Source organism: Nocardia sp. NPDC059764 (assembly GCF_042732555.1).
GTDB lineage: Bacteria > Actinomycetota > Actinomycetes > Mycobacteriales > Mycobacteriaceae > Nocardia.
Map to the genome: position 1 here is coordinate 18,484 of NZ_JBHWHH010000009.1, position 13,064 is coordinate 31,547.

Annotated in this window: 11 protein-coding genes; 5 read left to right on the plus strand and 6 right to left on the minus strand. The window is 70.8% G+C overall.

Features of this window, described 5'->3' with window-relative positions:
* The 3 genes from ACFV4K_RS03285 to der form a co-directional block, all read left to right on the plus strand.
* On the plus strand, positions 1 to 1,206 hold a 1,206-nt coding region (locus ACFV4K_RS03285; RefSeq protein WP_379271708.1), incomplete at its 5' end, for a pseudouridine synthase.
* 65 nt (positions 1,207 to 1,271) lie between these two features.
* A complete protein-coding gene (gene cmk, locus ACFV4K_RS03290; protein ID WP_379271793.1) occupies positions 1,272 to 1,940 on the plus strand; it encodes a (d)CMP kinase in 669 nt (222 codons plus the stop codon).
* Positions 1,937 to 3,352, plus strand: a complete 1,416-nt coding sequence (der, locus tag ACFV4K_RS03295; protein WP_379271710.1) for a ribosome biogenesis GTPase Der — start codon at positions 1,937 to 1,939, stop codon at positions 3,350 to 3,352. Before cmk ends, der begins: the two co-directional genes overlap by 4 nt.
* A gap of 65 nt (positions 3,353 to 3,417) precedes the next feature.
* Here der and ACFV4K_RS03300 read toward each other — a convergent pair whose 3' ends face one another.
* Together ACFV4K_RS03300 and ACFV4K_RS03305 are read right to left on the minus strand one after the other, a co-directional pair.
* Positions 3,418 to 4,170 (minus strand): SDR family NAD(P)-dependent oxidoreductase, encoded by a 753-nt coding sequence (locus ACFV4K_RS03300; protein WP_379271711.1) that lies wholly within the window; start codon positions 4,168 to 4,170, stop codon positions 3,418 to 3,420.
* Between the two features lie 108 nt (positions 4,171 to 4,278).
* The gene (locus tag ACFV4K_RS03305; RefSeq protein WP_379271713.1) at positions 4,279 to 4,902 is read right to left on the minus strand and encodes a hypothetical protein; all 624 of its coding nucleotides are present in this window, start codon (positions 4,900 to 4,902) and stop codon (positions 4,279 to 4,281) included.
* Between the two features lie 280 nt (positions 4,903 to 5,182).
* On the opposite strand from ACFV4K_RS03305, the gene ACFV4K_RS03310 reads away from it, so the two are divergent.
* Complete coding sequence (locus tag ACFV4K_RS03310; RefSeq protein ID WP_379271714.1) at positions 5,183 to 7,456, plus strand: bifunctional serine/threonine-protein kinase/ABC transporter substrate-binding protein; 2,274 nt, start codon at positions 5,183 to 5,185, stop codon at positions 7,454 to 7,456.
* Here ACFV4K_RS03310 and ACFV4K_RS03315 read toward each other — a convergent pair.
* On the minus strand, positions 7,453 to 8,757 hold the full coding sequence (locus tag ACFV4K_RS03315) for a hypothetical protein (protein WP_379271716.1): 1,305 nt from the start codon (positions 8,755 to 8,757) through the stop codon (positions 7,453 to 7,455). The two genes, ACFV4K_RS03310 and ACFV4K_RS03315, sit on opposite strands and share 4 nt — an antisense overlap.
* Positions 8,758 to 8,843: 86 nt before the next feature.
* Positions 8,844 to 9,731 carry a LysR family transcriptional regulator gene (locus ACFV4K_RS03320; RefSeq protein WP_379271717.1) on the minus strand — a complete coding sequence of 296 codons (888 nt, stop codon included), beginning with the start codon at positions 9,729 to 9,731 and terminating at the stop codon, positions 8,844 to 8,846.
* Positions 9,732 to 9,939: 208 nt separating this feature from the next.
* On the opposite strand from ACFV4K_RS03320, the gene ACFV4K_RS03325 reads away from it, so the two are divergent.
* Positions 9,940 to 11,238, plus strand: a complete 1,299-nt coding sequence (locus ACFV4K_RS03325; protein WP_379271795.1) for an MFS transporter — start codon at positions 9,940 to 9,942, stop codon at positions 11,236 to 11,238.
* Here ACFV4K_RS03325 and ACFV4K_RS03330 read toward each other — a convergent pair.
* A complete protein-coding gene (locus tag ACFV4K_RS03330) occupies positions 11,209 to 12,156 on the minus strand; it encodes an alpha/beta hydrolase family esterase (RefSeq protein ID WP_379271718.1) in 948 nt (315 codons plus the stop codon). The two genes, ACFV4K_RS03325 and ACFV4K_RS03330, sit on opposite strands and share 30 nt — an antisense overlap.
* 117 nt (positions 12,157 to 12,273) lie before the next feature.
* Positions 12,274 to 12,999, minus strand: coding sequence for a TetR/AcrR family transcriptional regulator (locus tag ACFV4K_RS03335; protein ID WP_379271720.1), 726 nt, complete (start codon positions 12,997 to 12,999; stop codon positions 12,274 to 12,276).
* Between the last annotated feature and the right edge of the window lie 65 nt (positions 13,000 to 13,064).

A 13,064-nucleotide genomic window follows, 5' to 3' on the forward strand; every position in this document is an offset into this window, starting at 1 on the left:
GCTGGTTCGTATGGTCGTGACTCGGATCGTTCGCGTGGCGGTGCTGGTTCGTATGGTCGTGACTCGGATCGTTCGCGTGGCGGTGCTGGTTCGTATGGTCGTGACTCGGATCGTTCGCGTGGCGGTGCTGGTTCGTACGGTCGTGATTCCGATCGTTCGCGTGGCGGTTCCGCTCCCCGCGGCGAAAGCCAGTGGGGCGCAAGCGGTTCCCGTGGCGGCGCGCCCGCTCGCGGCGGCTCGGGCTCCGGCTTCGGCGGCCAGGGCGGTAACTCCGCGCGCGGCAACCAGTCTCGCGGTATCGGCGGCGGTCGCCCGCTGGCCCCGCACACCTCGCCGAACACCACCGGTAAGAAGAAGACTTCCAAGCCGGAGCGCAAGATCGTCGCGCCGGTGCTGATCAGCAATGCCAAGCCCGCCCGGCACCAGCACGTGGACTTCGAGGAGCGGGCTCCGAAGAAGCTGCCGTGGGGTGAGGGTGAGCGCCTGCAGAAGGTTCTCGCCAAGGCCGGTGTGGCCTCGCGGCGCGTGGCCGAGGACATGATCGACGCCGGTCGTATCGAGGTGGACGGCAAGATCGTGCGTGAGCAGGGTCTGCGCATCGATCCCGAGACCGCGGTGGTCCGGGTCGACGGCGTGCGCGTGGTGATCCGCTCCGAGCAGGTGTACCTGGCGCTGAACAAGCCCAAGGGCTGGCAGTCGACCATGTCCGACGAGATGGGCCGCCCGTGCGTGGGCGATATCGTGGCCGAGCGGATCGCCGCCGGTCAGCGCCTGTTCCACGTCGGCCGGCTGGACGCCGACACCGAGGGCCTGCTGCTGCTCACCAATGACGGTGATCTGGCGCATCGGCTCATGCACCCCTCCTTCGAGGTGTCCAAGACCTACCTGGCCACCGTGAACGGCGAGGTCCGCAATCGCGAGGTCGGCAAGCAGCTCAAGGACGGCGTCGAGCTCGAGGACGGGCCCGCGTCGGTGGACAAGTTCCAGGTGCTCGAGGTCGGCAACGGCAAGTCGCTGGTGAAGGTGGTGCTGCACGAGGGTCGCAAGCACATCGTGCGCCGCCTGCTGGACGCCGTCGGGCATCCGGTGACCGCGCTGGTGCGCACGCACGTCGGGCCGATCGCGCTCGGTGATCAGCGGCCGGGCACGCTGCGCGTGCTGGGCCGGGACGAGGTCGGGAAGCTCTACGAGGCGGTGTCGTTGTGAACGGTGTGGGATCTCTGATCGATACGGCCGGCGCGCTGACCGGCTCCGCGCAGCTGGTCGTGGCCATGGACGGCCCGTCGGGCACCGGCAAGTCGAGCGTGTCGCGCATGCTGGCGACCCGGCTCGAGGCCAGCTACCTCGACACCGGCGCCATGTACCGGGTGGCGACGCTGCGCGTGCTGCGCAGCGGCGTGGACCTGGACGACGCGGCCGCCATCGCGATCGCGGTGAAGGAACTGCCGCTCACCATCGGCACCGATCCGAGCCGGGAGGTCATCCTGCTCGACGGTGAGGACGTCTCCGGTGAGATCCGCGGCAACGCGGTCACCCAGGCGGTGTCCGCGGTGTCGGCGGTGCCCGAGGTGCGCGAGCAGCTGGTCGCGTTGCAGCGGGAGCTGTCGGCGGCGGCGGGTCGAATCGTGGTGGAGGGCCGGGACATCGGCACCACCGTGCTGCCCGCGGCGGACGTGAAGATCTATCTGACCGCGTCGGCCGAGGCCCGCGCGCAGCGCCGCAACGCGCAGAACATCGCCGAGGGGCGGGGTGACGATTACGCGGGCGTGCTGGCCGATGTGCAGCGCCGCGACACCCTGGACTCGACGCGCAAGGTGTCGCCGCTGCGTCCCGCCGAGGACGCGGAGCTGGTCGACACCAGCGATCTGAACAAGGACGAGGTCATCGACGAGCTGTATCGCGTGGTGGCCGCACGGATTTCGGCGGGAGGCGCGCAGTGACGCAGGACACCTTCGCCGGTGATGGGATCTGGTCGGACGAATCCGACTGGGACATCGCCGAATTCGAGGGCGAGCAGGACGCCGAGCACGTTCCGCTGCCGACGGTGGCCATTGTCGGCCGCCCCAATGTCGGCAAGTCGACCTTGGTGAACCGGATCCTGGGCCGCCGCGAGGCGGTCGTGGAGGACATTCCGGGCGTGACCCGGGACCGGATCTCCTACGAGGCCACCTGGGCCGGTCGCCGATTCCTGGTGCAGGACACCGGCGGCTGGTCGCCCGATGCCAAGGGGCTGCAGCAGTCGGTGGCCCGGCAGGCCGAGGTCGCCATGAACACCGCCGACGCGATCGTCGTGGTGGTGGATGTGACCACCGGCGCGACCTCCGCCGACGAGGCGGTGGCGAAGACGCTGCGGCGCAGCAAGACTCCGGTCATCCTGGTCGCCAACAAGGTCGACAACCAGAAGCTGGAGGCCGACGCCGCCGAGCTGTGGTCGATGGGTCTGGGTGAGCCGCACATGATCTCGGCCGCGCACGGTCGCGGTACCGGTGATCTGCTCGACGAGATTCTGGCGAAGCTGCCCGAGACTCCCCGCGAGGGCACGGGTCTGCACGGCGGTCCGCGCCGTGTGGCGCTGGTCGGCAAGCCGAACGTGGGCAAGTCGTCGCTGCTGAACAAGCTCGTCGGCGAGGAACGGTCGGTGGTCCACAATGTCGCGGGCACCACCGTCGACCCGGTCGACTCGCTGGTCGAATTGGGCGGCAAGCCGTGGCGTTTCGTGGATACCGCGGGTCTGCGCCGCAAGGTGAGCAATGCCTCGGGCCACGAGTTCTACGCGTCGCTGCGCACCAAGGGCGCGATCGAGGCGGCCGAGGTGGCGGTCATGCTGATCGACGCTTCCGAGCCGGTCACCGAGCAGGACCTGCGGGTGATCTCCATGGTGGCCGAGACCGGCCGCGCCCTGGTGATCGCCTACAACAAGTGGGATCTGGTCGACGAGGACCGCCGCGAGATGCTCGAGCGCGAGATCGACCGCGAGATGGTCCAGGTCCGCTGGGCCCAGCGCGTCAATATCTCCGCGCACACCGGTCGCGCGGTGCAGAAGCTGGTCCCCGCCATGGAGACCGCGCTGGAGTCGTGGGACAAGCGCATCTCCACCGGCCGCCTGAACAACTGGCTCAAGGAGGTCATCGCCGCCACGCCGCCGCCCATGCGCGGCGGCCGCCTCCCGCGAGTCCTGTTCGCCACGCAGGCGTCCACCCGGCCGCCGACGTTCGTGCTCTTCACCACCGGCTTCCTCGAGGCGGGCTACCGCCGCTTCATCGAGCGGAAGCTGCGCGAGGAGTTCAACTTCGACGGTTCTCCGGTCCGGGTCAATGTGCGCGTCCGCGAGAAGCGCGACCGCAAGAAGTAACCCGACCCACCCTCGGCATCGGCCCGGGCGACGGCAGCTGCGTCGCCCGGGGCCGATTCGTCTGTCTAGAGGGCCATCTTGCCGTTGTCGACGGTGTAGACGGCGCCGTGCACGGCGGAGGCTTCGTCGGAGCACAGGAAGCTGATGATGTTGGCGACCTGCGCGGGTTCCATGAGGCCGCGGGGGCTGGCGGTCTTCAGGATGAGCTGGTAGTCGGGCTCTTCGGGGAAGGTGAAGTTCTCGAGCATCGGCGTGATCATGCCGCCGGGGCAGACCGCGTTGATGCGGATGCCGGCGCCGTCGAACTCCAGCGCCATGGCCCGGGTGAGACCGATGAGGCCGTGTTTGGCGGCGCAGTAGCCCGCCGAATAGGCCTGGCCCTCCACGCCCGCGATCGAGGCCACGTTGACGATGCAACCGGTGCGTTCGAGCAGGTGGGAAAGGGCGGCGCGGGACAGGAAGAAGGGCGCGCTGAGGTTGACGGCGAGGTCGTGCTGCCATTCCTCGTCGGTGACCTGCCCGGTGTGGCGCATGGTGTGCGCGCCCGCGGCGTTGACCAGGATGTCGAGGCCGCCGAAGCGGTCGACGCAGGCCCGGACCACCTGATCGGCCGCCGCCGGATCGGCGAGATCGGTGGCGTGCCAGGCGGTGTCGGGTTCGTCGAAGCTGTCCTTCAGGCGCGCCTCGTCGCGGCCGACGCCGAGCACGCGCGCCCCGCCCGCGATCAGCTGCTGCGCCACGGCCCGGCCGAGGCCGGAGGAGGCTCCGGTCACCACCGCGACCTTGCCGTCGAATCGACCGCCACCATTGCCCGACATACCCGTCTCCCATCGATCGCCGGGTGGCCGGAAGCCGCCGCCCGCTGAAACGGGTTCTAAATTAGCCGGGTGGCGCGGCCGGGGCGACCGCGCCATCCGGGGTGCGGGTCAGACCAGTTCGGGGACGCGGAGATGGGCGAGGGCCAGTTCGAACTCGGCGACCTCGGTGACCGCGATGCCGGCCTGGGCGGTGGCGGCGGCCCGCAGGTCCGCGGCTGCCTGGGCGGTGCGGGCCAGGGCCTCGGCGCTCTCGAAGGTGGCGCAGGAGACGCCGCGCCCGGCGGTGCGGTCGACCAGCAGGCTGACGCTGCAGAAGCCGTCCATCTGTTCCATCGAGGGTATCGCCATCGAACGGAAGACATTGATCGCCGAATCGATGCGATCGGCGTCGGCCCGGGTCCAGGTCAGGCGGGCGCATGCGCCCTCGTCCGCGTGGTGCAGGCGGTGCAGGGTGGCGATCTCCCACTCCTCGATGAGCGGGCCGTCGCCGCCGAAGTAGTCCCGCGCGCGGTTACGCAGCGGGCGCACCCGGCTGGCGCTGTCGTGCATCGCGTTCTCGGACTCCCACGCGGTGGTGACGATGCAGCGGCCGGACTCACGGTCCACCAGTAGCGACAGACCCACCCAGCCGGGCATGCCTGCCAGTTCGGGCATCACTTCGTCGCGCATGAACGCAATCCCGGCATCGATAGTGGACGGCTGCGCTTGAATCGTGTTAGAGCGTGCGAACACGTTCGATCCACCTCCTCGGTCACGGGGGCAGCGCCCGGGGTGACGCCACCGACGCCTCCCAGCCTGCTCCAGCCCGTTCGCCGTGGCAATACCGGGGCATACCTGGAGCAAACGGACGGGGTGCGCGGTCTGTCGCCGGGCGCGCCGGGCGAGCGCCCGACGGCGGCGTCGCCGTGGTCCGCGGCATTGGCCGAACCCCCTCCCGGGCGTCGCGCGAACCCGCGCCGGGGAGCTGAGACGGCGGGTTCGAGCGGGTAAGGTTCGGGGGAATGTGCGGGGTGTGAAGGGCCGAATTGTGCGTGCGGGTACGGAATTCGCGGGGTATCTGATCGAGCGGAAGCTCGGCGGGGGCGGGATGGGGGAGGTCTTTCTCGCCCGGCATCCGCGGCTGCCCCGGCTGGTGGCGATCAAGGTGCTGGCGCGGGAGCTGGTGACACAACTCGAGACGCGGTCCCGGTTCGAGCGGGAAGCCGAACTCGTTGCGCGGCTGGATCATCCGAATATCGTGGGCGTGCAGGATCGGGGCGTGTCGGGCGGGCGGTTGTGGATCGCCATGCAGTACGTGGACGGCGGCGACGCCTCCGCGCTGGACCCGTTCACCCTGCCCGCCGCCGAGGCCGTGCGGATCATCGGGGAGACGGCCAAGGCGCTGGACTACGCGCATTCGATGGGCGTGATCCACCGGGACGTGAAACCCGCCAATATCCTGCTCAGCCGCCACACCGCCGGGCAGGAACGCCGAATTCTGCTGACCGACTTCGGAATCGGGCGGCTGCGCGACGATTCCGCGCAGATCACCCGCACCGGGATGCTGGCCGCGACCATCACCTATGCGTCGCCGGAGCAACTGTCGGGGGCTGCGCTGGATCAGCGGTCGGACCAGTACTCGCTGGCCTGCACCCTGTTTCGGCTGTTCACGGGGTCCACGCCGTATCAGGCGGAGACGGCGGCCGCGGTGGTCGCGGGGCACCTGCAGCATCCGGTGCCGAAGGTGACCGATCGGCGGCCCGAGCTGCCCGCCGCGCTGGACGCGGTGTTCGCTCGGGGGCTGGCCAAACGCCCGGAGGATCGGTTCGACACCTGCCGGGACTTCGCCGACGCTGCGGCGCGAGCGCTTTCGGGTGTCTCGGAGTCGACCGTCCCGCCGTTCACGGTGGCCGGGACGCCGCGGCCGGGAGCGGCGGCGATCGGGTCGACGGGTGCCACGGCCGCGACGGTCACGCTGTCGCGCGGCGGTGACCCCACCGTGCTCGACGACCCGCGACTGCGACCGGAGCCGGTCACCGCCGCCCGGGTGCGGTCCGGTCGGTGGCTGGCGGCGGGGGTCGGCGCGCTGGTGGTCGCCATCGCGGCAGCGGCGGGAATCATCTGGGCGGCACAGGGTTCCGGGCCGTCCGGCCGCGCCGATCCGGTGAGCGTGGCCGGTCCCTACACGGCCACCTACCCGGGTTTCGTGCCGCTGACCCAGATCGACGGGCTCGGCGTCAAGGTGGCCGCGCCGGTGTCGGTGGCCGACCCCGCCAATGACGGTCGGCTGCCGTGCGACTCGGCGACCATCGCGGCGGCGCTCCCGTTGACCGGCTCGGACGCCGCGCTCGGTCGTACGGTGCTGGGCGCGGTGAAGCTGGCCGTCGATCAGTTCGTGAAGGGCGGAAACCCGCAGGGCGGCAACAAGGTCTGCCCGATCACGGTGCGCGAGTTCGACACCGCCGGGGATCAGGCGAGGGCGGCGCGGGTCGCCGAGCAGATCGCCGCCGACGACTCGGTGGTGGCGGTGATCGGTCCCGCGCTGTCGAAGGAGGTCATGGCCGCCGGGAAGACCTTCGACGCGGCCGGGCTGCCGTTCCTCACCCCGGTCGCGACGAATCCGCTGCTGGCGCAGTCGGGCTGGAGCGGTTTCTTCCGCGGCCTGGCCAATGACAATGCCGAGGGCCCGGCGCTGGGTCGATACCTCACCAATACCGCCCGGTTCTCGCGGGTCTGCGTGGTCCGTGACAGCGGCGGAGGTTTCGGGGTGTCGCTGGCGGGCGCGGTGGTGGAGGGCCTCGGTCCGGCCTCGGTGCCGGCGTGCGAGGTCAGCGTCGATCTCGGTGGCGATACCGAGCAGGCCGTGTCCGCCATCGCCGCCGTGAACCCGGACGCGGTGTTCTACGCGGGTTATCCGGCCGCCGCCGCGACCCTGCTGGCGAAGCTTCGGAAAGCCGATGTCACAGCGACTTTCGTCCTCGGCGACGGCAGTTACGACCCGGCGTTCAAGTCCGCCGCCGGGTCGGCGGCCTCCGGCACCGTGGTGGCGTGTCAGTGCGGGCCCGCCACGCAGCGCTTCCTCGACGAGTATCGCGACGCCACCGGGACGGCCGCGAATCCGTACGCCGTCGAGGCCTACGACCTCACCGCGATCGTGCTGCGGGGCATCGTGTCCGGGCACGGCGGCCGTACCGGATTGCGTGACTACCTGCACGGCTATCACGGCGACGGCCTGGCCCACACCTATGCCTGGTCCACCGGCGGCGAACCGGCCGAGCCGCGGATCTGGCTGTATCGGGTCGCCTAGTCCGTTCGCTCGGACTCGGGGGAAAGAGGTTTCGGCTGCGACGGCTCGTCGCGTTCCGGCCGCAGGCGGCGCAATAGCAGCATGGCCGCCAGGCATCCGGCGCCGAGGCCGATGGCCGTCCACGCGGCCCGGTCACCGGCTGTGCTGATGCCGTCGGGCAAGGACGGCAGCGCATCGCAGCCCCGGTATTCCAGGGTGAGCGCCGCGGTCGGGACCAGCACGACGCCCAGCCCCAGGACGGTGCTCGCGGCCAGGCGGGTGGTGACCGCACCGAAGCTGTATCCCGCCAGTCCCGCGTAGAGGCACGCACCGAGCAGCGCTGCCCACGAATCATGGTGCTGCGCGCCGGAAGCCAGCAGCGCGAAGACCGACAGCCCGATGCTCGCCGCGGCGGCGGCCACGGGCTGCGGGCGGGGCAGCAGGACGCCGGCGAACAGTCCGAGCGCCATGATCGCCAGCACCGGCGCGAGTTTCCAATGGGCGTGGACGGTCGCGAGGGCGCCGCCGGTCGCGGTGAGCGATACCGCGAGCAGCGTGAGGGTGCCGTCGCGGCCCGGCAGCAACAGGGCCGCGATCAGGGCGGCCGCGACCACGGCGACGAGCCAGGCGGCGATGGCGATCCAGCTCTTGGTGCCCGGGGTGAGGCGTTCGGAGACCACCGCGATGGTCGTGATCACCACCGCCGCGGCGACGATCGGCGCGAACGGCAGCTGCACGGACGTCGGATGCGTGGCGCTGGTCCGTCCGCAGACCACCGCGCACACCGCGAGCAACGTCGCCGCCAGCACCGCCAGCCAGTCCGGCGGCAGATCCACGAAGGCGCGTTCGAGCACCGACAGGTTCCCCTTCTCGGCGGCGATGGTCTCGATGTGGCGTCCGAGCAGGACACCGGTGAGCCCGCCGAGCAGGTAGCCGACCGCGGGCGGCCGGTACCGCAGGGCCGCCGCCCCGGCCGCGCCCAGCAGCACGCCGCCGGCGAGCGAGTCGAGGAAGTTGGCGGTGGCCAGCGTGGCGGAGGTGGAGCCGACCAGCAGGTGGTCGGTGGCCAGGACCAGCGCCGCGAATGCGCCGGTGGCCCACGCGGTCCGGTCGCCGAGCATGCGCACGAGGACCGCGGCCACCACGGCGAACACCGCGCCCGTGGCGGTGGCCCGGGGCACGGTGATGGTCAGCAGCGTCATCTGCATGGCGGACGAGTCGGTGCCGCACCCGGCGTCGTAGGGCACGATCAAGGCCATGCCCGCGACCGCGGCGGCGATGCCTCCGCCCAGTGTGTCGAGGGCCGCACGATAGCGCTGCACGGGCGGCTCCCTGGAGTTGAAGTGACAGAACAGTTACCGTGCGGCAACCGTAACAGTGCGTGGGCTCGCCGGGACAGTGCGCGGGCTCAGCGGGCGGGGCGGCGGGCCGCCCGGTCCACCGCGAAATCGCGGAACCGGCGTACCGCCTCCGACGGTGTCGCGGTCGCCGACCAGATCAGCCCCACATCGCGCGATGCCCCGGCGTCGGCGAGCGGGACCACGGTCAGGTCCGGCGGCGGCGGTTCCTCGGCGGGCACCAGCGCCACCCCGAGCCCGGCCGCCACCAGTCCCCGCACCGTGACCAGGTCACTGGCCTCGAAGGCGATGCGCGGCCGGATCCCGGCCGCCGCGCACAGGTCGTCGAAGATGCGCCGCATCCCGAATCCCGGATGCATGGTGATGAATTCGGCGTCGGCCAGCTCGCTCAGCCGAGTCCGGCGCTGCCCGGCCAGCCGGTGATCGGCCGGAACCGCCAGCACCAGCGGCTGATTCAGCAGCGTGTGCCACCCGATGCCTGGCTCGCTCGGCCGCGGCGACACCAGGGCCAGATCGGCCTCCCCGTCGAGGACCTGGCGCGTGATCGTCTCGGCCGCGCCCTGGAACAGCCCGAAGTCGACCCGCCCGGCCCCACGCCGGAATTCGGCGATCAACTCCGGCGCCAGCCGACTGCCGAAGGAATGCAGGAACGACAGCCGCACCACCCCTTTGGCCGGATTGACCCGGTCGGCGACGGCCTGCTCCCCGGCCCGCAGTTCGGCGCGGGCGCGGCGGGCGTGCTCGTAGTACAGGCGGCCGTAGTCGTTGAGCCGGATGCGCTTCCCGTGCCGATCGAACAGGGGAGCGCCCAGCCGCCGTTCCAACCGGGCGAGCATCCGCGACAGCGTCGGCTGGGCCAGATGCAATCGGTCGGCCGCCGCGCTCACATTCTCGGTTTCGGCGAGTGTCGTGAACCACTCCAGATCCGCGCCGAGCACACCGCCTCCTCGCTATATACCGCAGTGGCATGGTCCTACCGACCATCATGCATTTCCGATCTAAGCGCGGGTCACGCACCCTGGATCCGTACCCGATCCACCGTGGGAGGCCCCGATGACCAGCGCCGATCAGCCATTGAGCACACCGCGTCCGATCGGCGCCCCCACGGCCGCCGTGACCATCGAGCCAGCGTCCGATCCGGAGCCCATGGCCCGGCGCGAATTCACCCCGTCGGACCAGCACGTCGCCTCCACCGAACGCCCGGAGCCGGACGGGTCCGCCGAGCTCGCCGGAGCCCACGAGAAGCGGGTCACCGTGGCGCTTTTCGCGGCCGGGCTGACCACCTTCGCGGCCATGTACTCCACGCAGTCACTGCTGCCGAGCCTGTCGGCGGCGTTCGGGGTGCCGCCCGCGCACGCGGCGCTGGCGGTGTCGCTGACCACGGGATTCCTTGCGCTGGCGATCATTCCGGTGGGTGTGCTGTCGGCGCGGATCGGCCGGACCCGGGTGCTGATCGGGTCGGCGGTGGCGGCCGCGGCGCTCGGGCTGCTGCTGCCGTTGTGCCCGACGATGGGCACGCTGCTGGCGGTGCGCGCGGTGCAGGGTGTCGCGCTGGCCGGGGTGCCCGCGGTGGCGATGGCGTATCTGGCCGAGGAGGTCGGCGCCGGCGGGCTGGGTTCGGCGATGGGGGTGTACATCGCGGGGACGAGTATCGGTGGACTGTCGGGCCGGTTGATCCCGTCGCTCGCGCTCGGGCTGACGTCGTGGCGGTGGGCGGAGTTGACGGTGTCGCTGGCGGTGGCGGCGGGCGCGGTGTGGTTCGCGCGGACGCTGCCGGCCTCGCGCGGATTCGCCGCTCGCCCGGCCGGTTTCGGGACGCTGCTCGGCGATCTCGCCCGGCAGGTGCGCGCTCCGCGCCCGGCCGCGCTGTTCGGGCTGGCCTTCCTGCTCATGGGCAGTTTCGTGTCGATCTACAACTATCTCGGCTACCGGCTGACCCACCGCCCCTTCGGCCTGTCCGAGGCGGTGGTCGGTCTGGTGTTCGTGCTGTACCTCGCGGGCACGGCGGCGTCGGCCTACGCGGGCCGGCTCGCCGATCGCCGTGGCCACCACCGGATCCTGGTCGTCTCCCTGGCCCTGATGGTTGTCGGCCTGGCCGTGACCATCCCGGATCACCTGAGCACGGTGCTGATCGGCATCCTGCTGCTCACCACGGGATTCTTCGGCGCGCACACCGCGGCCAGCGCCTGGGTCGGCGCGCTGGCCGAGAACCGCGGCGCCGCATCGTCTCTCTACATGTTCGCGTACTACCTGGGCAGCGCGGTGGTCGGCAGCGCGGCCGGGATCGCCTACGCGGCGGGCGGCTGGATCGGCCTGGTGGCCTGTGTGGCAGTGCTTTTCGCGGTCGCCGCGCTGCTCACCGCCGCGCTGTCGCCCCGGGGCCCCGAGCGTGCCGGGAGCCCGGAGTCGCGGCTGTCAGGGCAGCGGGTTGGCGTTCAGCAATGACCACATGCGGTTGTTGACGTCGGTCGCGGCCGCCGAGCCCGGGGTGGGCCACAGGTGAGCCTTCGTCGCGTCATCGGTGGTGTGGTACAGCCGGTACAGCACCTGGGTGCCCGACGCGCACGAGTAGCGCTCGCCCTTCACCACCGCGGTGCCGGTCTCCGAGGCCGGGGTGGCTCCGCAACCGTCCTTGGTGCGCCACAGATCTCGATGCTGCTCGGCGACGATCTGCCACACGATGGGGTCGTTGTCGTTGAGCATCACGCCGAACGACAGCGCGCGGGTGGTCGGGCAGTCGTTGGCGTCCCACGCGCCGCTCGGCCCGGCCCACACCGCGGCCGAGGCCACCAGATCCGAGGCGGAGCACGCCATCCGGGAGGTCATCTGCCCGCCGTTGGAATGTCCGATGAAGTGCACGCGCTTGGGGTTCACGCAGTAGTCGTTGCCGATGGCGTGGACCAGGCTGCGCAGGAACGGAACGTCGTTGGCGGGGTTGGAGGCGCTGAACTCCCAGGCCCATTTGTCCGCCGCGCCGTCGTTCTTGCCGCCCTGGGGGTAGGCGACGATGAACTTCTTGCTCTGCGCGACCGCGGTCCAGCCGGTGGCGGTTTCGAAGTGCGTCGGATTGTCCTGACCGCCGTGCAGCGCGACCACCAGCGGCGCGGCGCCGCTCAGCCCGGACGGCACGAACAGCCGGAAGGGACGGTTGACCCCGTTCTTGTCGGGCAGGGTCAGCGCGAGGGTGCCGCCGGTGGCCGCGCTCGAGCATCCGGCGGGCGCGGGCGGCAGGGGGTCGTCGCAGGTCAGGCCGCACGGGGGCAGGCCGACCGCGTTCGCGGGGGCGGCCGCGACACCGGTCATCGAGAGTGCGAACAGTGCTCCGACCGCGGCCATCGCCAGCGTTCTGAATCCGAGCCTCACTGTAATCACCTGTCTGTCAAGCAGTTTCATGGAACTGTAGCGACAAGAGATCTTTTCGTTCAGGCTCTCGAGCTGATATGGCTGGAATCTGCGAGCGCGCCGGCACGCGCCGATGGCCTACCGTGCGCCGGTGTTCGCGTCGATGAAGACCTGGTAACCGTCCAGCAGCCGGTCCAGCGCGAACCCGAAATCGGCTTCCTCCCAGTGCATGTCGTCGCTCTCGAAGGCGCGATTGGTGAGCGCGCTGGTGACGGCGGGGAAGCGCTGCGGGTCGAGGACGGAGGTGAGGATGCCGGTGTAGTCCTGGTCCTCGCTCTGGCGGATGGCGTCGCGCAGGAACCGGGTGCGGCCGATCACGTAGATCGAGAGGTTCACCAGCAGTTGGAGTTTGAGTGCCTCGGGGATGTCGACCTCGGCGAGGGCGTTCATGCCGGTCTCCAGCCAGGCCATATTGTTCGGGCCGAGCGGGGGAGTGGTCATCGGGATGTCGAGCCACCAGTCGTGGGCGCGGATGGCGTGGAACTCGGCCCAGGCCCAGGCTTCCAGTCCGGCGCGCCAGCCCGCGGGCAGTTCCGGGGTGTGGTCGAAGATGCGGTCGTGCAGCAGCACCACGAGGGTGTCCTTGCTGTCGACGTAGCGGTACAGCGACATGGTGGTGAAGCCGAGTTCCTTGGCGACCCGCGCCATGGACAGCGCCGCGTAGCCCTCGGTGTCGGCGATGGTCATGGCCGTGGCGAGGATCTGCTCGAGGCTCATGCCGCGCCGGGGGCCGCGGCTGCCCGCCTCGTCCAGATCCCAGAGCAGTTTCACCGATTTGGGCAGGGCTTGCGGCTCGGGCGTCATCGGACCTCCTGTCGTGGGTTCGGTTTCCATCTTGCGGCATCGAAGAAACTGTGTAGCCTATACGC

Excerpts from the sequence above, each read along its gene's own strand:
- cmk (WP_379271793.1), top strand. The coding sequence starts at position 1,272 with ATGGACGGCCCGTCGGGCACCGGCAAGTCGAGCGTGTCGCGCATGCTG.
- ACFV4K_RS03300 (WP_379271711.1), bottom strand. The coding sequence starts at position 4,170 with ATGTCGGGCAATGGTGGCGGTCGATTCGACGGCAAGGTCGCGGTGGTG.
- ACFV4K_RS03325 (WP_379271795.1), top strand. The coding sequence starts at position 9,940 with ATGGCCCGGCGCGAATTCACCCCGTCGGACCAGCACGTCGCCTCCACC.
- ACFV4K_RS03335 (WP_379271720.1), bottom strand. The coding sequence starts at position 12,999 with ATGACGCCCGAGCCGCAAGCCCTGCCCAAATCGGTGAAACTGCTCTGG.